General features: G+C 72.9%; 21 protein-coding genes. 10 read left to right on the forward strand and 11 right to left on the reverse strand.

The features are described 5' to 3' along the window. The first annotated feature begins 67 nt into the window (after positions 1-67). Positions 68-793: a MerR family transcriptional regulator gene (locus ACZ4U1_RS23830; RefSeq protein ID WP_467905781.1), complete on the forward strand. Its 726-nt coding sequence runs from the start codon at positions 68-70 to the stop codon at positions 791-793. On the opposite strand, the gene ACZ4U1_RS23835 is transcribed toward ACZ4U1_RS23830, so the two are convergent. Genes ACZ4U1_RS23835 through ACZ4U1_RS23845 form a run of 3 tightly spaced genes read right to left on the reverse strand, consistent with a single transcriptional unit; the run spans position 779 to position 5455 of the window. Then, positions 779-2962: a 3-hydroxyacyl-CoA dehydrogenase NAD-binding domain-containing protein gene (locus ACZ4U1_RS23835; RefSeq protein WP_467905783.1), complete on the reverse strand. Its 2184-nt coding sequence runs from the start codon at positions 2960-2962 to the stop codon at positions 779-781. The genes ACZ4U1_RS23830 and ACZ4U1_RS23835 overlap by 15 nt on opposite strands. A 48-nt stretch (positions 2963-3010) precedes the next feature. Beyond that, positions 3011-4225 (reverse strand): acetyl-CoA C-acetyltransferase, encoded by a 1215-nt coding sequence (locus tag ACZ4U1_RS23840; RefSeq protein ID WP_467905784.1) that lies wholly within the window; start codon positions 4223-4225, stop codon positions 3011-3013. Positions 4226-4267: 42 nt separating this feature from the next. After that, a complete protein-coding gene (locus ACZ4U1_RS23845; protein WP_467905786.1) occupies positions 4268-5455 on the reverse strand; it encodes a CaiB/BaiF CoA transferase family protein in 1188 nt (395 codons plus the stop codon). A gap of 335 nt (positions 5456-5790) precedes the next feature. Between ACZ4U1_RS23845 and ACZ4U1_RS23850 the strand changes: the two genes are divergently transcribed. Both ACZ4U1_RS23850 and ACZ4U1_RS23855 read left to right on the forward strand, forming a co-directional pair. Beyond that, the gene (locus tag ACZ4U1_RS23850) at positions 5791-6969 is read left to right on the forward strand and encodes a saccharopine dehydrogenase family protein (protein WP_467905787.1); all 1179 of its coding nucleotides are present in this window, start codon (positions 5791-5793) and stop codon (positions 6967-6969) included. Between the two features lie 89 nt (positions 6970-7058). After that, positions 7059-7247: a hypothetical protein gene (locus ACZ4U1_RS23855; RefSeq protein ID WP_467905789.1), complete on the forward strand. Its 189-nt coding sequence runs from the start codon at positions 7059-7061 to the stop codon at positions 7245-7247. Here ACZ4U1_RS23855 and ACZ4U1_RS23860 read toward each other — a convergent pair. Next, positions 7211-7954, reverse strand: coding sequence for an endonuclease V (locus tag ACZ4U1_RS23860; protein ID WP_467905790.1), 744 nt, complete (start codon positions 7952-7954; stop codon positions 7211-7213). The genes ACZ4U1_RS23855 and ACZ4U1_RS23860 overlap by 37 nt on opposite strands. Before the next feature lie 60 nt (positions 7955-8014). On the opposite strand from ACZ4U1_RS23860, the gene ACZ4U1_RS23865 reads away from it, so the two are divergent. After that, positions 8015-8311, forward strand: a complete 297-nt coding sequence (locus ACZ4U1_RS23865; RefSeq protein ID WP_467905791.1) for a YciI family protein — start codon at positions 8015-8017, stop codon at positions 8309-8311. Between the two features lie 43 nt (positions 8312-8354). Here the strand turns inward: ACZ4U1_RS23865 and ACZ4U1_RS23870 are convergent, their stop codons facing one another. Both ACZ4U1_RS23870 and ACZ4U1_RS23875 read right to left on the reverse strand, forming a co-directional pair. Beyond that, positions 8355-8693, reverse strand: a complete 339-nt coding sequence (locus ACZ4U1_RS23870; protein WP_467905792.1) for a plasmid stabilization protein — start codon at positions 8691-8693, stop codon at positions 8355-8357. 55 nt (positions 8694-8748) lie between these two features. Next, positions 8749-9885, reverse strand: a complete 1137-nt coding sequence (locus ACZ4U1_RS23875) for a WD40/YVTN/BNR-like repeat-containing protein (protein ID WP_467905793.1) — start codon at positions 9883-9885, stop codon at positions 8749-8751. 220 nt (positions 9886-10105) lie between these two features. Here ACZ4U1_RS23875 and ssgD point away from each other — a divergent pair, with 220 nt between their 5' ends. From ssgD to ACZ4U1_RS23895, 4 genes are all read left to right on the forward strand, one after another. Continuing rightward, positions 10106-10522, forward strand: a complete 417-nt coding sequence (ssgD, locus tag ACZ4U1_RS23880) for a spore wall synthesis regulator SsgD (protein WP_467905795.1) — start codon at positions 10106-10108, stop codon at positions 10520-10522. A gap of 307 nt (positions 10523-10829) precedes the next feature. Then, positions 10830-12455 carry an ABC-F family ATP-binding cassette domain-containing protein gene (locus ACZ4U1_RS23885; RefSeq protein ID WP_467905796.1) on the forward strand — a complete coding sequence of 542 codons (1626 nt, stop codon included), beginning with the start codon at positions 10830-10832 and terminating at the stop codon, positions 12453-12455. Between the two features lie 145 nt (positions 12456-12600). Then, positions 12601-13377, forward strand: a complete 777-nt coding sequence (gene ddaH / locus ACZ4U1_RS23890; protein ID WP_467905798.1) for a dimethylargininase — start codon at positions 12601-12603, stop codon at positions 13375-13377. A gap of 228 nt (positions 13378-13605) precedes the next feature. Beyond that, a complete protein-coding gene (locus ACZ4U1_RS23895; RefSeq protein WP_467905799.1) occupies positions 13606-14580 on the forward strand; it encodes an acyl-ACP desaturase in 975 nt (324 codons plus the stop codon). Between the two features lie 33 nt (positions 14581-14613). Here ACZ4U1_RS23895 and ACZ4U1_RS23900 read toward each other — a convergent pair whose 3' ends face one another. Further along, on the reverse strand, positions 14614-14859 hold the full coding sequence (locus tag ACZ4U1_RS23900; protein ID WP_189303117.1) for a WhiB family transcriptional regulator: 246 nt from the start codon (positions 14857-14859) through the stop codon (positions 14614-14616). 313 nt (positions 14860-15172) lie between these two features. Here ACZ4U1_RS23900 and ACZ4U1_RS23905 point away from each other — a divergent pair, with 313 nt between their 5' ends. Next, positions 15173-15964 carry a VOC family protein gene (locus ACZ4U1_RS23905; RefSeq protein ID WP_467905800.1) on the forward strand — a complete coding sequence of 264 codons (792 nt, stop codon included), beginning with the start codon at positions 15173-15175 and terminating at the stop codon, positions 15962-15964. Positions 15965-16037: 73 nt separating this feature from the next. Here the strand turns inward: ACZ4U1_RS23905 and ACZ4U1_RS23910 are convergent, their stop codons facing one another. The 3 genes from ACZ4U1_RS23910 to ligD all read right to left on the reverse strand — a co-directional run bounded on the left by ACZ4U1_RS23910 (position 16038) and on the right by ligD (position 19193). Next, positions 16038-17114 (reverse strand): LacI family DNA-binding transcriptional regulator, encoded by a 1077-nt coding sequence (locus ACZ4U1_RS23910; RefSeq protein WP_467905802.1) that lies wholly within the window; start codon positions 17112-17114, stop codon positions 16038-16040. A gap of 87 nt (positions 17115-17201) precedes the next feature. Beyond that, on the reverse strand, positions 17202-18140 hold the full coding sequence (locus ACZ4U1_RS23915) for an ornithine cyclodeaminase family protein (RefSeq protein WP_467905804.1): 939 nt from the start codon (positions 18138-18140) through the stop codon (positions 17202-17204). 33 nt (positions 18141-18173) lie between these two features. Next, positions 18174-19193 carry a non-homologous end-joining DNA ligase gene (gene ligD / locus ACZ4U1_RS23920; protein ID WP_467905805.1) on the reverse strand — a complete coding sequence of 340 codons (1020 nt, stop codon included), beginning with the start codon at positions 19191-19193 and terminating at the stop codon, positions 18174-18176. A gap of 94 nt (positions 19194-19287) precedes the next feature. Between ligD and ACZ4U1_RS23925 the strand changes: the two genes are divergently transcribed. Then, a complete protein-coding gene (locus tag ACZ4U1_RS23925; protein ID WP_467905806.1) occupies positions 19288-20364 on the forward strand; it encodes an ATP-dependent DNA ligase in 1077 nt (358 codons plus the stop codon). Between the two features lie 9 nt (positions 20365-20373). Here the strand turns inward: ACZ4U1_RS23925 and ACZ4U1_RS23930 are convergent, their stop codons facing one another. Beyond that, positions 20374-21564 carry a zinc-dependent alcohol dehydrogenase gene (locus ACZ4U1_RS23930; RefSeq protein ID WP_467905807.1) on the reverse strand — a complete coding sequence of 397 codons (1191 nt, stop codon included), beginning with the start codon at positions 21562-21564 and terminating at the stop codon, positions 20374-20376. Positions 21565-21641: the final 77 nt, after the last annotated feature.

A 21641-nucleotide genomic window follows, 5' to 3' on the forward strand; every position in this document is an offset into this window, starting at 1 on the left:
TCTCACATGGTCAGCACGGGTTCGCCCCGGGTTTCACACCATTGGTGAGACAGCGATACTGCTGTGCATGACGACCGGGACCGAGGAGACGCCCCTCACCATCGACGAGCTGGCCGCGCGGGCGGGCGTCACCGTCCGCACCGTCCGCTTCTACGGCAGCAAGGGGCTGCTCCCGCCGCCGGTGATCGGTCCGCGCCGGGTGGGGCACTACGGCCCCGGGCACGTGGCACGCCTGGCGCTCATCGAGGAGCTGCAGCAGCAGGGCATGACCCTGGCGGCGATCGAGCGGTATCTGCGGCAGCTGCCCGCGGACCTCAGCCCGCACGATCTGGCCATCCACCGCGCGGTGGTCGCGTCCTGGGCGCCGGACGCCGTGGAGACGGTGTCGCGGCGGGAGCTGGAGCGGCGGGCGGGCCGCCCGCTCGACGAGGAGGACGTGGAGCGGCTCGCCGCGATGAACGTCGTCGTGCCGGGTGACGGGGACGGCTTCCGGGTGGACGCCGGGCTGCTCCGGCTCGGCGTCCAGCTCCTCGACGTACCGCTGTCGCAGGAGGCGATCCTCGCGGCGCGCAAGGTGCTCGTGGAGCACTCGCGCGCCGCGGCTCACGAACTCTCCCAGCTCTTCCGCGGCGAGGTGGAGGAGCGTGACGCCCGGGACGTGAAGTCCCTGTCGGCGCACATGCACCCCCTGGTGGTGCAGGCGCTGCTGACCACCTTCCAGCGCTCGCTGCGGGAGGAGCTGAGCGAGTGGGTCACCGGCCCGGGAACGGCCGGAGGCTCAGGAGCGGGCTGAGTCGCTGAACGGCTCCCCCTTCTCCGCCTTCGCCACGAGCAGCGCGGGCGGGGTGAACCGCTCGCCGTAGCGCTCGGCCAGCTCGCGCGCGCGGGCCACGAATCCGGGCAGGCCCCCTTCGTAGCCGTTGATGTACTGGAGCACACCGCCGGTCCAGCCCGGGAAGCCGATCCCGAAGATCGAGCCGATGTTGGCGTCGGCGACGGAGGTGAGGACGCCCTCCTCCAGGAGCCGTACGGTGTCGAGCGCCTCGGCGAAGAGCATGCGCTCCTGCATGTCCCGGAACGGGATCTCGTACCCCGGCTTGGTGAAGTGCTCGCGCAGCCCCGGCCAGAGCCCGGCCCGCTTGCCGTCCTCCGTGTAGTCGTAGAAGCCGGCGCCGCCGCTGCGGCCGGTGCGGCCGAACTCGTCCACCATGCGGTCGATGACCGCCTCCGCCGGGTGCGCCGTCCAGGTGCCGCCGGCCTCCTCCACGGCCCGCTTGGTCTCGCCCCGGATCTTGCGGGGCAGGGTGAGGGTCAGCTCGTCCATGAGGGAGAGCACCTTGGCCGGGTAGCCGGCCTGGGCGGCGGCCTGCTCCACGGAGGCGGGCTCGACGCCCTCGCCGACCATGGCGACGCCCTCGTTGATGAAGTGGCCGATCACCCGGGAGGTGAAGAAACCGCGCGAGTCGTTGACGACGATCGGCGTCTTGTTGATCTGCCGGACCAGGTCGAAGGCGCGTGCGAGCGCCTCGTCACCGGTGCGCTCACCCCTGATGATCTCGACCAGCGGCATCTTGTCGACCGGCGAGAAGAAGTGCAGCCCGATGAAGTCGGCCTGGCGCTGCACGCCCTCGGCGAGCGTGGTGATGGGCAGCGTGGAGGTGTTGGAGCACAGCAGCGCGTCGGGGGCGACGACCTGCTCGATCTCCTGGAACACCTTGTGCTTGAGGGCGGTGTCCTCGAACACGGCCTCGATGACCGCGTCACAGCCCGCGAGGTCGGCCGCCTCGGCGGTGGGGGTGATCCGGGCCAGCAGCGCGTCCGCCTTCTCCTGGCTGGTGCGGCCCTTGGCGACGGCCTTGGCGCACAGCTTCTCCGAGTAGCCCTTGCCCTTGACGGCCGCCTCCAGGGAGACGTCCTTGAGCACGACGTCGATGCCCGCGCGGGCGCACGCGTAGGCGATGCCGGCGCCCATCATGCCGGCGCCGAGGACGGCCACCTTGCGGACCTGGCGGGGCTCGATGCCCTTCGGGCGGTTGGCGCCGGAGTTGACCGCCTGGAGGTCGAAGAAGAACGCCTGGATCATGTTCTTCGAGGTCTGTCCGGCGGCCAGCTCCACGAAGTAGCGGGCCTCGATGACCTGGGCGGTCTCGAAGTCGACCTGGGAACCCTCGACGGCGGCGGCGAGGATGTTGCGCGGCGCGGGGTAGGGGGCGCCGTTCGTCTGTTTGCGCAGGCTGGCCGGGAAGGCGGGCAGGTTCGCGGCGAACTTCGGGTTGGCCGGGGTGCCGCCGGGGATCTTGTAGCCCGGCTTGTCCCAGGGCTGCTGGGACTCGGGGTGGGCGTCGATGAACGCGCGGGCCTTGGCGAGGAGTTCCTCGGGGGTGGCGGCGACCTCGTGGACGAGGCCGTTCTCCTGGGCGCGCCGCGCGTTGTACTGCTGGCCCTGGAGGAGCACCTTCAGCAGGGCGTCCGCGATGCCCAGCAACCGGACGGTGCGGACGACTCCGCCGCCGCCGGGGAGCAGGCCGAGGGTGACCTCGGGGCAGCCGATCTTGGTGCCGGAGGTGTCGAGGGCGACCCGGTGGTGGCAGGCGAGGGCCAGTTCGAAACCGCCGCCGAGGGCCGCGCCGTTGATGGCGGCGACGACCGGCTTGCCGAGGGTCTCGATGCGGCGCAGGTTCCGCTTGATGGCGAGTCCGCCGTCGAACAGCTCCTGTGCGGTCTCGGGCGTGACCCGGATCAGGTCGCGCAGGTCGCCGCCGGCGAAGAAGGTCTTCTTCGCCGAGGTGAAGATGATGCCGCGGATCGAGTCCCGCTCGGCCTCCAGCCGGTCGGTGATCGCGGCGAGGGAGTCGCGGAACGCCTGGTTCATGGTGTTCGCGGACTGATTGGGGTCATCCAGGACGAGGGTGACGACACCGGTGTCGTCCTGCTCCCAGCGGATGGTGGTGCTCTCGGTCATGACAGTCGTCTCCGTTGAGGTCTGCGGTCGCTTGGTTCCGCGGGGAGTTCAGATGCGCTCGACGACGGTGGCGATGCCCATGCCGCCGCCGACGCACAGCGTGGCGAGGCCGTAGCGCTTGTCCTGGCGTTCCAGTTCGTCGATGAGCGAGCCGAGGATCATGGCGCCGGTGGCGCCGAGCGGGTGGCCGAGGGCGATGGCGCCGCCGTTGACGTTGACCTTGTCCAGGGTGAGGCCCATGTCCTTCACGAAGCGCAGCACGACCGCGGCGAACGCCTCGTTGATCTCGACCAGGTCGATGTCCTCGATGGTGAGCCCGGCCTTCGCCAGGGCCTTGCGGGTGGCGGGGGCGGGGCCGGTCAGCATGATGGTCGGCTCGGAGCCGGAGACGGCGGCGGAGACGATCCGCGCACGCGGGGTGAGGCCGTAGCGCTCGCCGACCTCCTTGGAGCCGATGGCGACGAGCGAGGCGCCGTCCACGATCCCGGAGGAGTTGCCCGCGTGGTGGACGTGGTCGATCTTCTCCACCCAGTGGTACTTCTGCAGCGCGACCGCGTCGAAGCCGCCCAGGTCGCCGATGTCCGCGAAGGACGGCTTCAGCTTGGCGAGGGAGTCGGCGGTGGTGCCGGGGCGCAGGTGCTCGTCGTGGTCGAGGACGACCAGGCCGTTGCGGTCCTTCACGGGGACCACCGAGCGCTCGAAGCGGCCCTCCTTCCAGGCGGTGGCGGCGCGCTCCTGGGACAGGGCCGCGTACTCGTCCACGTCCCGGCGGGAGAAGCCCTCGATGGTGGCGATCAGGTCGGCGCCGATCCCCTGCGGCACGAAGTTGACGGCGAGGTTGGTCATCGGGTCGTTGAACCAGGCGCCGCCGTCCGAAGCCATCGGGACCCGGGACATGGACTCGACGCCGCCCGCGAGGACCAGGTCCTCCCAGCCGGAACGCACCTTGGCGGCGGCGAGGTTGACGGCCTCGAGGCCGGAGGCACAGAAGCGGTTCTCCTGCACGCCGGCGACCGTGTCCGGCAGTCCGGCGGCGATGGCGGCGATCCGGGCGATGTCGGAGCCCTGGTCGCCGACGGGGCCGACGACACCGAGCACGATGTCGTCGATCGCGGCCGGGTCCAGGCCGGGGAAGCGGTCGCGGATCTCGTGGATGAGGCCGACGACCAGGTCGATGGGCTTCGTGCCGTGCAGGGCGCCGTTCGCCTTGCCGCGGCCGCGCGGGGTGCGGATCGCGTCGTACACGTACGCTTCGGTGCTCACTGGTGTGCCTTTCGGGAGGGTGGGCCGAGCGGGTGGGCGGGGTCAGCCGCCGTCGGTGACCAGGTCGTCGGGGTCGTCGCGGCCGCCGGGGTCGTCGGTCGGGTGTGCCGGTGTCCCCCAGTCCCGGGCGACCGCCGCCGTGTCCGCGCCGGGCCGGGCGGGTCCGGTGCGGATGGCGGTGGGGGTCGCGGAGAAGCGGGGGGCGGGTGCGGGCTGGGTGATGCCGCCGTGGTCGGTGAAGGTGCCGCGGGCGGCCAGGTGCGGGTGGGCGGGGGCCTCGCGCAGGCTCAGCACGGGTGCCACACAGGCGTCGGAGCCCTCGAAGACGGCCGTCCACTCGTCCCGGGTGCGGGACTTGAAGGCGGCGGCGATCCGGTCGCGCAGTTCGCCCCAGCGGGTCCAGTCCTTGCGGGCGGACGCGAGGTCGTCCAGGCCGAGCAGGTGCAGGAACTCGGCGTAGAACTTGCCTTCCAGGGCGCCCACCGCCATGTACCGGCCGTCGGCGGTCTCGTAGGTGCCGTAGTAGGGGCAGCCGCCGTCCAGGAGGTTGGCGGCGCGGCGGTCCTGCCAGCCGCCGGCGGCGAGCATGCCGTGGATCATCGTGGACAGGTGGGCGGTGCCGTCCACGATGGCCGCGTCGACCACCTGGCCGGTGCCGGTCGCGCGCGCGTGGTGCAGGGCGGCGAGGACGCCGACGACCAGGTAGAGGGAGCCGCCCGCGTAGTCCCCGAGGAGGTTGGCGGGCACGGCCGGGGGCTCGTCGGGGCGGCCGATCATGCCGAGGGTGCCGGTGAGAGCGATGTAGGCGATGTCGTGGCCGGCGCGGTGGGCGAGCGGGCCGTCCTGACCCCAGCCGGTCATCCGGCCGTAGACCAGGCGGGGGTTGCGGGCATGGCAGTCGGCGGGGCCGATGCCGAGCCGCTCGGCGACGCCGGGGCGGTAGCCCTCGATGAGGATGTCGGCGCGCTCGGCGAGGTCCAGGACGCGCGCGGGGCCGTCCGGTGCCTTCAGGTCGACCACGATCGAGCGTTTGTTGCGGTTGGTGACGTCCTGGGCCGGGGGAACGGCGAGGTCCGTACCGCCCGGGCGGTCCACCCGGACCACGTCGGCGCCCAGGTCGGCCAGGAGCATGGCGGCGAACGGGCCCGGCCCGATGCCGGCCAGCTCGACCACGCGCACGCCCGAGAGCGGGCCGTTGCCCGGCGTCGGCGGCGTCCCTGCCGTTGTCATCCGTCCAGCCCCCAAGCCTGTGTGACAGCGCTGATGTAACACCGGTGATGCTAGGAACGCGTTCCACCGGACACAAGACCTGAACGAGCAAGCGCTTAGCCAAGTGCCCGGAGCGCCGATCATCACCCGACCGAGTGACCACCGCCCGCCCGGGGAACCCAGGCCGCGCGGTGCGCGTGCGCTTTCTCCCGCTTCTTCAGGGCATTCCTGGCTACGGCCACCGCTGCCTCCGGGCTGGTCGTCGGGCTCCGCTCTCCTCACGCTAGCCTCGGCCACCCACAGCGGCGCGGGCTGCGCGACGGGCCGCACACGCACCGCACGTATCAAGGGGTGTCATGAGCAGGATGAGCAGGACGGACCGTCCCTATGACCTCGTGCTCTTCGGAGCCACCGGCTTCGTCGGCACGCTCACGGCCCGCTATCTCGCCGCGCACGCGCCACGGGACCTGCGCTGGGCGGTGGCCGGCCGCGACCGAGGGCGGCTGGAGCGACTGCGCGAGAGCCTGCCCGGCGGCGCGGACGTCGGTGTCCTGCGGGCCGACGTGGCCGAACCGGCCACCCTGCGCGCCCTCGCCGAGCACGCGCGCGTGGTCGCCACGACCGTGGGACCGTACGTGCGCCACGGCGAGGAACTCGTCGCCGCCTGCGCCGACACCGGGACCGACTACCTGGACCTCACCGGCGAGCCGGAGTTCGTGGACCTGATGTACGTCCGGCACGACGCACGCGCGCGGGAGACGGGCGCCCGCCTGGTGCACGCCTGCGGTTTCGACTCCGTACCGCACGACCTGGGCGTGTACTTCACGGTCCGGCAGCTCCCCGAGGGCGTGCCGCTGAGCGTGGACGGCTATGTGACCGTCGACGCGGCGTTCTCCGGCGGCACCCTCTCCTCGGCGCTGACCCAGGTGGCCCGCGGACGGCGGATGCTGGCCGCCGCGCGCGACCGGGCCCGGCACGAGCCGCGGCTGCCCGGCCGCCGGGTGACGGCCCTGGCGGGCGCGCCGCGGTTCGCCGGGGAGGTCGGCGCCTGGGCGCTGCCGCTGCCCACCCTCGACCCGCAGATCGTGCGCCGTTCGGCGCGGGCGCTGGAGCGGTACGGCCCGGACTTCCGGTACCGGCACTACGCCGCCGTGCGGCGCCTGCCGGTCGCCCTCGGCGGGATCGCCGCGGTCGGCGCGGCGGCGGCCGCGGCCCAGCTGCCGCCCGCGCGGCGCTGGCTGTCGGACCGGCTCAAGCCGGGCGACGGACCGAGCGCGGAGAAGCGGGCGAGGAGCTGGTTCACCGTGCGGTTCGTCGGCGAGGGCGGCGGTCGGCGCGTGTGCACCGAGGTCGCGGGCGGCGACCCCGGATACGACGAGACGGCGAAGATGTTCGCCGAGGCGGCCCTGTGCCTGGCCTTCGACGACCTTCCGCCGACGGCCGGCCAGGTCACCACGGCGCAGGCGATGGGCGACGCCCTGACCGAGCGGCTGCGCGCGGCGGGGATCACCTTCCGGGTGGCGGCGCGACGCTGACCGGCGCCCGCCTGCTCCGCGGCACGGCCGGGTGCGTGCCTGAGACGATGGCAGCTCATGCCGGACGAGGCCGAGGAGGCGCAGCGGACGTGAAGTTCGTGCTCGAAGTGACCGTGGACGACGGGGCGGTGGCGCAGGACCGGGCGGCCGAGCTGGAGCGCATCCTGCGGTACTGGGGTGGCAATCTGCGCCATTACGCCCTCGAACCCGGCGACGGTTCGGCCGTGTACGACTCGGCGTATCAGGAGGTCGGCGCCTGGCGCGTCGTGGAGTCCTGAGCCCTGTCGCCGGCCAGGCCCTGTGCCGCCTCGCGGAGTGCGCGCCGGCACAGGGCGTCCGCCCGCCGCGTGGTCTCCGGCAGCCGGAACCGCGGCGTCAGCGCGAGCGTGTGCGCCAGGGCGTTGTCGAGGCTCACCCGGTGGCCGACCGAGACGAACACCGGCTTGACGCCGTCCCGGGTGCGCAGGGCGCGCCCGACCTCCTCGGCCCCGGCGAGCAGCGGCGCGGAACGGCCCCGGGCGGGCTCGGGCTCGTCGTAGGTGAACGTGAACGGGTTCTTGGCGACGCCGATGGTCGGCAGGTCCATGAGCACGCCCAGGTGGCTCGCCAGGCCGAAGCGGCGCGGGTGGGCCAGGCCGTAGCCGTCGCACACGACCAGGCCGGGCGGGAACGGCAGCCGGTCCAGCGCGGCGCGGACGGTCGGGATCTCCCGGAAGGCGAGAAGCCCGGGCACGTACGGGAAGGAGACCCGGCCGACGGCCGTCGCCTCGGCGACGACGTCCAGGGTGGCGGCGTCCAGCACGACGGCCGCCGCCGCGACCAGGTCCAGTGCGTCGTCGTAGGCGACGTCGACGCCGGTGACCCGGCCCGTCCCGGGCGGCGGCCCCGGCTCGTCCAGCACCACCCGCCCGCGCAGTTCGTCCTGGACGGCGCGGGCCTCTTCCTCGGTCGCGGGCCAGCCCGCCGGTACGCCAACGATCGTCATGCCGGGTGACCGTACGGGCCCCCTGCGGCGGGCCGGTGCGCCGGGGGTAGGCTCATGATCATGTTCGTACTGGAGCTGACCTACACCGCGCCGCTCGACGCCGTGGACGCCGTTCTTCCGGCCCATGTCGCCTGGCTGGAGGAGCAGTACGAGAAGGGCTTCTTCCTGGCCTCGGGACGCAAGAACCCCCGCGACGGCGGGGTGATCCTCGCCGTCGCGGGGGACCGCGCCCGCATCGAGGAACTCGTCGCGACCGACCCCTTCACCGTCGCCGGCGTGTGCGCCTACCGCATCACCGAGTTCATCGCGACGAAGACGTCCCCCGAGCTGGCGCGTCACCGGCAGACACTCGACTGAGCCGAGTGGCCCGGTCCTGCGGGGCGTGACGGCCGCTCGGCCGTCAGCCCTTCTTGGCGTTCAGGGCGCGCTGCAGCTCGTCCTTGTTCATGTGTGAACGGCCTTCGATGCCGCGCTGCTTCGCCTCGTTGTACAACTGGTCGCGCGTCGGGCCGTGCGAGCCGACCCGGTTGCCGGACCGCTGGCCGCCGCGCTTGCTGGACGACATGTCCTGCGTCGAGCTGCGGCTGGCGGTCTTGGACTCGCCGGAGCGGGCGCGTTCCTTGTTCACCGTCCGCGCGGCGATCTCCTTGGCGCGCCCGGTGCTCTCGCCCCGGTCCTGCGCGCTCTTCTTGATGTGCTCGTACTGACGCTCGCGCTTGGGGCTGGAACCGGCTGGCATGATCGCTCCCTTCCTTTGCGGCAGGGAACGAGTACCCGCCTCGCGGCCGGTTACCTCACCGTTCCAGCCGCGCCACGCGCCCCTGTTCGCCGGCCGCCCAGCAGCTCAGGTCGGGCGTGCAGGCCACCGTGTCGTACGAACCGGTGTCGAACGTCCGCCAACTGCGGCCGCCGTCGGTGGTGAGGTCGGTGCCGGTCGGGCCGACGGCGAGCGCGGTGACGCGGCTGTGCGGGAGCCAGGCGGCGCCGGAGCGGTACGCGGGCGGCGGGGTGGCGGCGGAGCGCCAGGTCCGGCCGCCGTCGGCGCTGACCGCGGCCGAGTCCGGCGACAACTGGTCGGGGCGGTAGTCGCCGCCGACCGCGATGCCGTGGGTGCGGTCGCGGAAGGCCAGCGCGAAGACGCCCTTCGCCGGATCGCCCGCGGGGACCGGGGTGTCGGCGGCCGTCCAGGTGAGCCCGCGGTCGGCGGAGTGCAGCACGCGCGCGTGGGCGCCGCCGCCGGTGGCCAGCCAGACGTCCTTCGGGCCGGAGGTGACCAGACACTGGCCGCTCGCGGCGAAGCCGGCCTCGCCGTCCAGCGCGGGCGGCATGCCGTCCGAGGGCAGCACGCGCCAGGAGCGTCCGCCGTCGGCGGTGGACAGGATGCGGAACTTCCCGTCCACGGGGTCGCTCAGGGCGAGGCCGTGGCGGCGGTCGAAGAAGGCCAGGCAGTCGTAGAACGCCTTCGGGTCGGTGTTGCGGAAGGACTCCGTCCAGGTCGTGCCGCCGTCCTCGGTGCGGTACACGCGGGACGCCTCGCCCTCGCCGATGGCCAGCACCACCGCGCGCCGCGCGTCGAACGCCGTCACGTCCCGGAACTGCAGGCCGGCCGCGCCCGGCGGGGAGACGTTCCGCCAGCTCGCCCCGCCGTCCGTCGTACGCAGCACCGTGCCGCCGGTGCCGGCCAGCCAGGCGGTGTGCCGGTCGACGGCCGCGAGGCCGCGGAAGCGGACCTGCGGGCTGCCGGTGTCCTTCGCCGCCCAGTGCACGCCGCCCCGGCCCGCGTTCACCGGGCCGGCGGCGCCGCCCTCACCGAGCGGGCGGGCCTCGGCCGCCGGGACCGTCAGGGCGGCCAGCGCCGCCCCGCACGCCACTCCCGCCGCCACCAGCCGGCCGGCCCGTCCCCCGCGTCGCGTGCTCCCCAAGCGCCTCATGGCGGGCGAAGCTAGCCGCACTCCCCCGGCGCCGTCCAGAGGGCCTCCCGTGCCGCGGAACGCGCGAACGCGCGGGAACAGGCGTGCGTTCCCCGTGCATGAAGGCGGTGACCGAGGTCACTCGTTCCGGGTGTGCACGCATTGGCCGATTCCGTCGTCTCTTCCAGTGCCGGGCGTCGCACACCGGCGCGTAGTCCAGCCGTCACGAGGGAGCAAGGCGTTGTCCACCGTCATCGAGCAGCCCGTAGAGGCCCGTCTCGTCGCCGCCGCACCGCGCATGCCGAGCATTCCCGCCACGCTGCGCTACGACCGGAGCGACCCGTTCGCCGTCCGCATGACGTTCCCGGCGCCGGCCACCCTGGAGGGTGTCGACGTGTGCTGGACCTTCTCCCGCGAACTGCTCGCCGCCGGGCTGGAGGGCCCCGAGGGCCAGGGGGACGTCCGCGTGCGGCCGTACGGGTACGACCGCACGGTGCTGGAGTTCCACGCCCCGGAGGGCACCGCGATCGTGCACGTGCGCTCGGGCGAGATACGGCGGTTCCTGGAGGCGGCGGGCGCCCTGGTCCCCGTCGGCCTGGAACACCTCCAGCTCGACCTGGACCACGATCTGGCCGAGCTGATGCGGGACGCCTGCTGAGCACCGCCCGCTGAGCGCCACGCGCGCGTGGAGGGCGGCGCGGTAAACGCGTTGACAGCCCTTCCAGCCCCCTCGTACGGTCTACAACGGTTCTGTTGCCGTCGATTGGAGAAGGACGTTGCTCGTCTGAGGTCCTGAGACACCGCGTATGCACCGGTGAGGTGTGCGCGGCGTACGACCTCGGCGTCCGAGCCGTCCTCCGGCACAGGCCTTTTCTCGTGGCCTTCCTGCCCAGACTCTTCGGTTTCCGCCTCGCGGTGTCTCGACACGCGTCCACCCGAACGCTCACACCCCTCGCGAGGCGCCCATGTCTGCTTCCCTCACCTGTACCTCTCTGTCCTTCACCTGGCCCGACGGCACCACCGTCTTCGACGGCCTGGACATCGCCATCGGCCCTGGCCGGACCGGACTCGTCGGCGTCAACGGATCGGGCAAGTCCACCCTGCTCAAGCTGCTGGCCGGGGAACTCGTCCCGGCCGACGGCACCGTCAAGGCGGCCGGCGAGATCGGCTGCCTCCCGCAGAACGTCACGCTCGACACCACGCTCCGCGTCGACCAAGCCCTCGGCATCGCCGAGCGCCGGGCCGCCCTGCACGCCATCGAGGCGGGCGACGCGGCCGCGGAGCACTTCGAGACCGTCGGCGACGACTGGGACGTCGAGGAGCGCGCCCTGGCCACCCTCGGCGAACTCGGACTCGGCCACATCGGCCTGGACCGGACCGTCGGCGAGGTGTCCGGCGGCGAGTCGGTGCTGCTGCGGCTCGCCGCGCTGCTGCTGCGCCGGCCCGACATCCTGCTGCTGGACGAGCCCACCAACAACCTCGACCTGTACGCGCGGCGACGGCTGTACCAGGCCGTCGCCTCCTGGCCGGGCGTCCTGGTCGTGGTCAGCCACGACCGGGAACTGCTCGACCTGGTCGACCAGATCGCGGAGCTGCGCTCCGGCGAGGTCGCCTGGTACGGCGGCAACTTCTCGGCCTACGAGAAGGCGCTGGCCGTCGAACAGGAGGCGGCCGAGCGCATGCTGCGCGTCGCCGAGGCCGATGTGCGCAAGCAGAAGCGCGAACTGGCCGACGCCCAGGTCAAACTGGCCCGCCGCAAGCGATACGGCCAGAAGATGTACGAACAGAAACGCGAGCCGAAGATCGTCATGGGTGCCCGCAAGCGCGCCGCCCAGGAGTCCGCGGGCAAGCACCGGATCATGCACGAGGAGCGGCTCGCCGAGGCCAGGGAACGGCTGGACGAGGCGGTGGAGGCGGTCCGGGACGACGACGAGATCCGCGTCGAGCTGCCGTACACGGCCGTACCGCCCGGCCGGCAGGTGCTCACCCTGGAGAACCTGGAAACGGCCTACCACGCGCGCGTGCGGGGCATCCTCGATCTGCGCGGCCCGGAGCGGATCGCGCTCGTCGGCCGCAACGGCGCCGGCAAGACGACGCTGCTGCGGACGATCGCCGGGGAGCTGGCGCCGGTCTCCGGTACGGCGACGGCGCATGTCCCGCTGCGCTTCCTGCCCCAGCGGCTGGACGTGCTCGACGACGCCCTGTCGGTCGCCGAGAACGTGGCCCGGTTCGCGCCGGGCGCCACCAACAACCGGGTCCGGGCCCGGCTCGCCCGCTTCCTGTTCCGCGGCGCGCGGGCCGACCAGAAGGCGGCCACCCTGTCGGGCGGCGAGCGTTTCCGGGCGGCCCTGGCCGCGCTGATGCTCGCCGAGCCCGCACCCCAGCTGCTGCTGCTCGACGAGCCGACCAACAACCTCGACATGGCCAGCGTCCGGCAGCTGACCACGGCCCTGGAGTCGTACGAGGGCGCGCTGATCGTGGCCAGTCACGACCTGCCGTTCCTGGAATCGGTCGGGATCACGCGCTGGCTGCTGATGGAAGGAGGGGAGCTGACGGAGACGGACCCGGAGGCGCTCGGGGATCCGGCCTGACCGGGCCGGCGGCGATATCAGGACAGGCACAGCCTGACGACGGGGGTTTTGCCCTGGCCGGAGCGCCCTGCATGATGACGGACCGGCGCCGTGTGAACGGCGCCGGACACCGCACCATCGCACCAACCGATTCGAAAGGCCCCTCGTGCCCAGCAAGAAGGCCCTCGTCCGCCGCCCCAGCCCCCGCCTCGCCGACGGCCTGGTGACGCACATCGAGCGGGAGAAGGTCGACATCGGGCTCGCCGGCGAACAGTGGGAGGCCTATGTCGAGGCCCTCCGCGCGCACGGCTGGGAGACGATCGAGGTCGAACCGGCCGACGACTGCCCGGACTCGGTGTTCGTGGAGGACACCGTGGTCATGTACAAGAACGTGGCGTTGATCACCCGGCCCGGCGCCGAGTCCCGGCGGGCGGAGACCGCCGGCGTCGAGGAGGCGGTGGCCCGCCTCGGCTGCTCGGTGAACTGGATCTGGGAGCCGGGCACGCTGGACGGCGGTGACGTCCTGAAGGTCGGCGACACCATCTACGTCGGCCGCGGCGGGCGGACCAACGCGGCCGGCGTGCAGCAGCTGCGGGCGGCCTTCGAGCCGCTCGGCGCCCGCGTGGTGGCCGTGCCCGTGAGCCGGGTGCTGCACCTGAAGTCGGCGGTGACCGCGCTGCCCGACGGCACGGTGATCGGGCACATACCGAAGATCGACCGGCCGTCGCTGTTCCCGGGTTTCCTGTCGGTGCCGGAGGAGTCCGGCGCGCATGTGGTGCTGCTCGGCGGCAGCACGCTGCTGATGGCGGCGAGCGCCCCGAAGACCGCGGAGCTGCTGGCCGACCTCGGCCACACCGTGGTGACGGTCGACATCAGCGAGTTCGAGAAGCTGGAGGGCTGTGTGACCTGCCTCTCGGTGCGGCTGCGGGAGCTGTACGCCTGACCGGGTGATTCTGTCCGTCCGCACAGCCCCCGGACCTGCGGGTCCCGGGGCTGTTCGGCATGCTCGCGCAAGGCCCGTCCGGGTGGGCTGATCAGCGGTTCTTTACGACAGCCTTAACCTACGGCTTCGTAACCTACGGCTTCGTAGCCTACGATCACGTAGGTTCCCGGCACCGCTCGCCGGGCCACCCCTTCCCTCCCCTTTGTTCGGCGTCCCCCTGGAGTTCCTGTGACGATCACCTCTCCCCACCTCGGCAGCCCGTCCGTCTGGACCGACGCGCGACTGCTGTACGCCCTGGAGGAAGTGGTCGAGACGGAACTGAACCGGCATCTGAAGATCGCCAAGGACTGGATGCCGCACGAGTACGTGCCGTGGAGCGACGGCCGCAACTTCCCGGGCCTGTTCGAGGACGGGGAGGCCTGGGCCAAGGACCAGTCCAAGGTGACGGAGATCGGCCGGATCGCCCTCGTGGTCAACCTGCTGACCGAGGACAACCTGCCGAGCTACCACCACGAGATCGCCTCGCTGTTCGGCCGGGACGGTGCCTGGGGCACCTGGGTGCACCGCTGGACGGCCGAGGAGGGCCGGCACGGCATCGTGATGCGGGACTACCTGCTGACCTCGCGCGCGGTGGACCCGGACAAGCTGGAGCGCTTCCGCATGGCGCACATGAGCGAGGGCTTCGAGTCCGACAACCGGCACTCGATGCTGCACTCGATCGCCTACGTCGCCTTCCAGGAGCTGGCCACGCGGATCTCCCACCGCAACACCGGGCACCAGTCCGGCGACCCGGTCTGCGACCGCATGCTGGCCCGGATCGCGACCGACGAGAACCTGCACATGGTCTTCTACCGCAACCTGCTGAAGGCCGCCTTCGAACTGGCCCCCGACCTGACCATGCAGGCGGTCCGGGACGTCGTCGTGAACTTCCGCATGCCCGGCCACGGCATCCCCGGCTTCGAGCGGGCCGCCGCGCAGATGGCGATCGGCGAGGTCTACAACCTGCGCATCCACCACGACGACGTGCTGCAGCCGGTGCTGCGCTTCCTGAAGGTCATGGAGATCGACGGCCTCGGCCCCGAGGGGCGCCAGGCGCAGGAGGAACTCGGCCTCTTCATGGGCGGGCTGGACGCGGAGGCCCTGAAGTTCGACGAGAAGCTGGCCGCGCGGAAGGCCCGGATGGCGGCGCGCGCCGGAGCCTGACGGCCTGCGGCGCGGGGGTGCCGGCGGGCGGCGTCAGGGGGCGGTACGGCGGAGGGCGAGACGCTCCTTCTCCGACAGACCGCCCCAGACGCCGAACCGCTCGTCGTGGGCCAGCGCGTACTCCAGACAGGCCGGGCGCAGCTCGCACATGGCGCAGATGCGCTTCGCCTCGCGCACCGAGCTGCCGGGCTCGGGGAAGAAGAAGTCCGGCCCGGTCTGCGCGCACAGGGCCTGCGCCTGCCAGGTGTCGTCGGCCGGGGTGATGGTGTCGATGTGCATGGCCAGGAGCCTGCCGCACACCGAAAAACGTTCGATCAACGCCGGCTCAACGGCACCTGGAAGCGCCTCGGCCTTCGGCCGACGCGGGGTCGTGGGCGCGCTCGGGATCCCCGGCCGCCCCGATGATGCTCCCAGGGGCGCGGCGCGCGCACGGCGGCGCGCGGGGCCGGTGGGAAAACCGGGAGAACGCGCGCTGTCACGCTGGGTGAGGGCGGGGCGGTCCGGCGCGTCGCGGTGCTCCGGCGGCGATTGTCAGTGGGCGGTGCCAGACTCGGCAGTGCACAGGACGGGACCCCTTGCGAGGAGGGCCGACATGCTCACCACCCGTTTCGTCGACGGCGCGCCCAACTGGATCGACGTCGGCAGTCCCGACATCGACGGCGCCGTCTCCTTCTACGGCGCGCTGTTCGGCTGGCGGTTCGAGTCGGCCGGGCCGGACGCCGGCGGTTACGGCTTCTTCCAGCTGGACGGCAGGACCGTGGCGGGCGGCATGCAGACCGGCCCCGGGCAGGGACCGCCGGCCTGGACGGTGTACTTCCGGAGCGCGGACGCCCAGGCCACCGCCAAGGCGGCCGAAGAGGCCCACGGCAGGGTGCTGTTCCAGCCGATGGACGTGATGGGCCAGGGCCGTATGGCGGTCCTCGCCGACCAGGCGGGCGTGCCGTTCGGGATCTGGCAGCCGGGGCGGACCACGGGTGTGGACGTGGCGGGCGAGCCGGGTTCGCTGTGCTGGGTCGAGCTGTACACGCCGGACATCGCTGCGGCCGCCGCGTTCTACCGCCGGGTGCTCGGCCTGGAGACCTCCGGGGTGCCGTTCCCGGGCGGGACGTACACCTGCGTCAATCCCGACGGTGCCGGGGAGGAGGCGATGTTCGGCGGGATGGTGCCGCTGGCCGAGGCGCCGGACGAGGCGGAGCCCGGGCCGTACTGGCTGCCGTACTTCGCGGTGGAGGACACCGACGCCGTGGTGGAACGGACGGAGCGGCTCGGCGGGACGGTGCGGATGCCCGCGACGACCTTGGAGGGCGTGGGCCGCATGGCCAAGCTCGCCGATCCGTACGGGGTCCGCTTCGCGGTGATCAGAGGCGAGCCGGCGCAGGGCTGAGCCGGTGCCGGGGTGAGCCGACGCAGGGCTGAGCCGGTGCCGGGCTGAGCCGGTGCGGAGCGCCGGGCGGCGGTCACGCGGAGGCGCGGCGTATCAGGGTCGTCGGCAGGATCACGGCCGTCCCCCGCGCGCCGGGGGCGCCGGGCGCCGTGCGCTGATGGTGCCGGCCGTCGGAGAGGCCCTGCAGCAGCAGGCGGGCCATCAGCCGGCCCATCTCCTCGATGTCCTGCCGGACCGTGGTCAGCGGGGGGTCGGTCTGTTCGGTCACCGGCACCATGTCGTCGAAGCCGACCACGGCGACGTCCTCGGGCACCCGCCGGCCGCTCTCGCGCAGCACCCGCAGGGCACCGAGGGCGGTGAGGTCGTTGGCGGCGAACACGGCGTCGAGGTCCGGGCAGCGGTCGAGGAGTTCCCGCATCGCGCGTTCGCCGCCGGCCGGGGTGAAGTCGCTCTCCGCCACCAGCCGGGGATCGCTCTCGCCCAGCACGTCGGCCATGACGTCCCGGTAGCCGTCGAGCCGGTCCGCCGCCGAGGTCTGGTCCAGCGCACCGGTGATGTGCGCGACGCGCCGGCGGCCGAGGTCCAGCAGATGCCGTACGGCCGCGCGGGCCCCGCCCCGGTTGTCGCAGTCGACGTAGACCACGCCCGGGTCGGCCGCCGGGGTGTCCTCGCCCCAGCCGGGGCGTCCGCCGAACACGGTGGGCACGCCGGCCTCGTGGATCAGGCCGGGCAGCGGGTCGTCCAGGTGGAGGGAGAAGACGAGGGCGCCGTCGACATGGCCGCCGGCGAGATACCGGGCGACGCGGGCGTGGTCGGCGCGGCCCTCGGTGAGCAGCAGCACCAGCTGGTTGTCGTGCGCGGTCAGCTCCTTGCTGATGCCGCGCAGTTGGAGGGCGAAGAAGGGGTCGGCGAAGACCTTGGTCTCGGGCTCGGCGATGACGACCGCGACGGCGTCGTGCCGCCGGGTGACGAGGCTGCGCGCCGCCTGGTTGGGGACGTAGCCCAGTTCCTCCACGGCCCGCCGGACCCGCTCGGCCAGCGGTTCGCGGACCCCGTCGCCGCCGTTGACCACCCGGGACACGGTGGCCCGGGACACGCCGGCCCGTGCGGCCACGGCCTCCAGGGTGGGGCGCGAGACTGCCTCGGTCACTTCGGGACTCCTCCTCGGCGGCTGGCGATCAGGATAGCCGCGCGGCGCCGGTCCGGACGGTGCCGGAGCGGACCGGAACCGAGCGGCTCAGCCCAGCAGATCGACCGCCGTCCCGACGCCCCGGCGCTCCGCCTCCCGGAACGCGTACCAGGCGAGGGCGAGGTCCTGCCAGGGCAGCCCCACGGGGGCGTACACGGTGCGCTGCCGGGACGAGGTGCGGCCGGTGTGTGTGCCGCGCAGGAGGTCGGTGAGGGTGGCGTCGGCGGCCGTCCGGGCCAGGCCGGGCGCCGCCAGCGCGCCCGTGCGTACGGCCAGTTCCGGGTCGTCGACGACGAGGAGCGCCGCGTCCAGCAGGTCGGCGGCGAGTTCCCGCTTGCCGGGCTCGTCGGTGCCGAGGCTGGTGAGGTGCTGCCCGGCGCGGGTGTCGGCGAGGGCGAGCAGCGGTGCCCGGGACCAGGTCGCGAGCAGGACGACGTCGGCGGCTTCGGCCACCGCCCGGGCCGAGCCGAGCACCCGGCCGCCGTGCCGGGCGGCGAACGCGGCGGCCCGGTCGGGGTCCGTGTCGTGGACGACGAGGTCCCGTGGCCGGCGCTCGCCGGTGAGGCCGCGCAGGGTCGACTCGGCCTGGGCGCCCGCTCCGACGACGCCGAGGACCTCGTACCCGGCGGGGGCGAGCAGGTCGGTGCCGAGGGCGGCGGCCAGTCCGGTGCGCCAGGCCGTGAGGGTCGCGGAGTCCAGCAGGGCGAGCAGTTCCCCGTCGGCGCCGGAGTGCAGGCAGATCACCCCGCGCAGGGCGGGCCGGGCCCCGGGGAACTTGGCGTTCACCTTCACCGTGTAGGCGTCGACGCCGGGCAGCAGGCCGGGGATGAGCGTGGTGGCGGTGCCGGGGAAGGGCAGGTCGGTGCGGATCCGTCGGCCGGGGACGGACACCGCGCCGGCCGTGCGGAAGCCCTCGCGCAGGGCGGCCAGACAGGCCGCGGGCTCCAGCACGGCCTCCAGATCGCTTCGGGTCAGGACACGGGTCACCCCGTCATGATCGCGCACCGGCCCGTCGGGGTCTCATGACGAGGACTCGCGCCGGGCCCGGCTCGGCTGGACGCGTTTCGGTTCGCCGGGCATCTTCGGGTACTCCGGCGGGTACGGCAGGTCGCCGAGGCCGTGGTCGTGCTCGTCCCGGCGGGCCAGGTCCAGCAGCGCCTCCAGGGAGTAGGCGTGCTCGTCCATGTCGGCGTGCACGTCGCCGAGTTCGGCGAACCGGGCCGGCATGGTGGCGAGGTCGAAGTCGCGGGGCTCGGCCACGCCGACCTCCTCCCAGCGCAGGGGCGCCGAGACGGGGGCGTGCGGGCGGGGACGTACGGAATAGGCGGAAGCAATGGTGCGATCGCGTGCTGTCTGGTTGTAATCCAGAAAAATACGGCGCCCGCGTTCCTCCTTCCACCACTTGATGGTCACCTGCTCGGGCATCCGGCGTTCCATCTCCCGGCCGACCGCGATCGCCGCGCGGCGCACCTGGGTGAAGGTCCAGCGCGGTTCGATGGGCACGAAGACGTGCAGGCCCCGCCCGCCGGAGGTCTTCGGCCAGCCGCGCAGCCCGCCGAACTCCTCCAGGACGGCCCGCAGTTCGTGGGCGGCGCGGACGGCGTCGGCGTAGTCGGTGCCGGGCTGCGGGTCGAGGTCGATGCGGAGTTCGTCGGGGCGGTCGACGTCGGTGGCGCGTACCGGCCAGGGGTGGAAGGTGAGGGTGCCGTACTGGGCGGCCCACACCACGGCGGCCTCCTCGGTGGGGCACATCTCGTCGGCGCTGCGCCCGCTGGGGAAGGTGATGTGGGCGGTCGGGATCCAGTCGGGCATGCCCTTCGGGGCCCGCTTCTGGAAGAACCACTCGCCGCCGACGCCGTCCGGGTAGCGCTCCAGGGTGGTGGGGCGGTTGCGCAGGGCGCGCAGGATGCCGGGGCCGACGGCGGTGTAGTAGCGGGCGAGGTCCAGCTTGGTGAAACCGCGCTCCGGGAAGAACACCTTGTCCGGGCTGGACAGCCGTACGGTCCGGCCGCCCACCTCCAGTTCCACCGCATCACCCATGCGGCCACGGTAGGCGCACCCCGCACAGCTCGCATACCGGACGAATACGGATGTATATGAGCGGAATCGGAGGTGTGCGAGCAGAATCGGAGTCATGGATCTCCCCGTCATGCCGCCCGTGAAGCCGATGCTCGCCAAGTCGGTGGCGACGATCCCGCCGGGGATGCACTACGAGGCCAAGTGGGACGGCTTCCGGTCGATCGTGTTCCGGGACGGGGTCGAGGTCGAGCTGGGAAGCCGGACCGGAAAGCCGCTGACCAGGTACTTTCCCGAGCTGGTCGAGGCGCTGAAGGAGCGGGTGCCCGAGCGGTGCGTGCTGGACGGGGAGATCGTGATCGCCCGGAACGGCCGACTGGACTTCGACGCGCTGACCGAGCGGATCCACCCGGCGGCCTCCCGGGTGCGGATGCTGGCCGAGAAGACCCCGGCCTCCTTCGTCGCCTTCGACCTGCTGGCCCTGGACGACCACGCCCTGCTCGACGTCGCGCTCACCGACCGCCGCGCCCTGCTGGACCGGGCCCTGGCCACGGCCGGCCCGCCGGTGCACCTGGCGCCCTCCACGACCGACCTCGAGGTGGCCCGGCACTGGTTCGAGCAGTTCGAGGGCGCGGGCCTCGACGGAGTCGTCGCCAAGCCGCTCACCCTGCACTACCTCCAGGACGAGCGGGCCATGTTCAAGATCAAGCACGAGCGGACGGCGGACGTCGTCGTCGCCGGGTACCGCTTCCACAAGAGCGGCCCGGTGGTGGGCTCGCTGCTGCTGGGGCTGTTCGACGAGCACGGCCGGCTCCAGCACGTGGGCGTGTCGGCCGCGTTCGCCATGAAGAAGCGCGCCGAGCTGGTCGAGGAGCTGGAGCCGCTGCGCATGGACGACGTGTCCGGGCACCCCTGGGCCGCCTGGACGGACGAGGCCGCGCACGAGACGGCCCGGCTGCCCGGCGCGCCGAGCCGCTGGTCGGGCAAGAAGGACCTGTCCTGGGTGCCGCTGCGGCCGGAGCGGGTCGCCGAGGTGGCCTACGACCACATGGAGAACGGGCAGCGGTTCCGGCACACGGCCCGCTTCCGCCGCTGGCGCCCGGACCGCACGCCGGAGAGCTGCACCTACGCCCAGCTGGAGGAGCCGGTGCGCTACGACCTGGCGGAGATCCTCGGCGAGAAGGACCGGAGGTGACGGCCGGGCTCAGGGCTGCATGAGGACCTTGACGGCGCCGTCCTGCTTGCGCTGGAACATCTCGTAGGCGTGCGGCGCGTCCGACAGCGGCAGCCGGTGCGTGGCGAAGTCGTCCACGCCGAGCGGGTCCTCGTCCGTCAGGTAGGGCATGATCCGGTCGGTCCAGCTGCGGACGTTGGCCTGGCCCATGCGGAGCTGGATCTGCTTGTCGAAGAGGGTGAGCATCGGCATCGGGTCGGCCATACCGCCGTAGACACCGCTGAGCGAGATCGTGCCGCCGCGGCGGACCAGGTCGATCGCCATGTACAGGGCGCCGAGCCGGTCCACGCTGAAGCGTTCCGCGAGGGGCGCGCTGAGCTTGCGGGGCATGAGCGCGGTGGCCGTCTGGGCGAGTTTGGCGGCGTGGCTGCCGTGCGCCTCGGTGCCGACGGCGTCGATCACGGCGTCCGGGCCCCGGCCGCCGGTCTCGTCCTGGATCGCGTGGACCAGCGCCTTCTCGTCGTCGAAGGCCCTGAGGTCGTACGTCTCCACCCCGCGCCGCTGCGCCCGGGCGAGCCGCTCGGGCACCAGGTCGACACCGAAGACGCGTTCGGCGCCGCGGGCCTTGGCGATCCGGCAGGCCATGTCGCCGATCGGGCCGAGGCCGAGGACCGCGAGGGTGCCGCCGGGCGGGACGGCGGCGTACTCGACGGCCTGCCAGGCGGTGGGCAGCACGTCGGAGAGGTAGACGAACCGGTCGTCCGACGGCCCCTCGGGCACCTTGATCGGCCCGAACTGGGCCTGCGGGACGCGCAGGTACTCGGCCTGGCCCCCGGGTACGGCGCCGTACAGGCGGGTGTAGCCGAACAGGGCGGCGCCCATGCCCTCGCCGGTGACCTGCGTGGTCTCGCACTGGGTGGGCAGTCCGGTGTCGCACATGAAGCAGTGCCCGCAGGCGATCTGGAAGGGCACCACCACGCGGTCGCCGGGGCGTAGGTCCGGCACCTCGGAGCCGACCTCCTCCACGATGCCCATGGGTTCGTGGCCGAGGATGTCGCCCGGGGTCATGAACGGGGTGAGCACCTCGTACAGGTGCAGGTCGGAGCCGCACAGTCCGGTGGATGTGACGCGGATGACGGCGTCCGTGGGTTCCTCGATCCGCGGGTCGGGCACGTCCTCGACCCGGACGTCCCGCTTGCCCTGCCAGGTGACTGCCTTCATGGGGTCGCACTCCCTTGGTCGCGCGGACGGCTGCGGCCTGTGTGCCGTGTGCGGTGGCGCCCGGGTACCCGCGCGCA

The sequence above is a fragment of the Streptomyces sp. NPDC028928 genome, from assembly GCF_055564915.1.

Coding starts and splice junctions, on each gene's coding strand:
- ACZ4U1_RS23925 (WP_467905806.1), top strand. CDS start 19,288: ATGGATCTCCCCGTCATGCCGCCCGTGAAGCCGATGCTCGCCAAGTCG.
- ACZ4U1_RS23860 (WP_467905790.1), bottom strand. CDS start 7,954: ATGACGATCGTTGGCGTACCGGCGGGCTGGCCCGCGACCGAGGAAGAG.
- ACZ4U1_RS23835 (WP_467905783.1), bottom strand. CDS start 2,962: ATGACCGAGAGCACCACCATCCGCTGGGAGCAGGACGACACCGGTGTC.
- ACZ4U1_RS23850 (WP_467905787.1), top strand. CDS start 5,791: ATGAGCAGGATGAGCAGGACGGACCGTCCCTATGACCTCGTGCTCTTC.
- ACZ4U1_RS23865 (WP_467905791.1), top strand. CDS start 8,015: ATGTTCGTACTGGAGCTGACCTACACCGCGCCGCTCGACGCCGTGGAC.
- ACZ4U1_RS23930 (WP_467905807.1), bottom strand. CDS start 21,564: ATGAAGGCAGTCACCTGGCAGGGCAAGCGGGACGTCCGGGTCGAGGAC.
- ligD (WP_467905805.1), bottom strand. CDS start 19,193: ATGGGTGATGCGGTGGAACTGGAGGTGGGCGGCCGGACCGTACGGCTG.
- ACZ4U1_RS23870 (WP_467905792.1), bottom strand. CDS start 8,693: ATGCCAGCCGGTTCCAGCCCCAAGCGCGAGCGTCAGTACGAGCACATC.
- ACZ4U1_RS23885 (WP_467905796.1), top strand. CDS start 10,830: ATGTCTGCTTCCCTCACCTGTACCTCTCTGTCCTTCACCTGGCCCGAC.
- ACZ4U1_RS23900 (WP_189303117.1), bottom strand. CDS start 14,859: ATGCACATCGACACCATCACCCCGGCCGACGACACCTGGCAGGCGCAG.
- ACZ4U1_RS23875 (WP_467905793.1), bottom strand. CDS start 9,885: ATGAGGCGCTTGGGGAGCACGCGACGCGGGGGACGGGCCGGCCGGCTG.
- ACZ4U1_RS23830 (WP_467905781.1), top strand. CDS start 68: ATGACGACCGGGACCGAGGAGACGCCCCTCACCATCGACGAGCTGGCC.
- ACZ4U1_RS23905 (WP_467905800.1), top strand. CDS start 15,173: ATGCTCACCACCCGTTTCGTCGACGGCGCGCCCAACTGGATCGACGTC.
- ACZ4U1_RS23845 (WP_467905786.1), bottom strand. CDS start 5,455: ATGACAACGGCAGGGACGCCGCCGACGCCGGGCAACGGCCCGCTCTCG.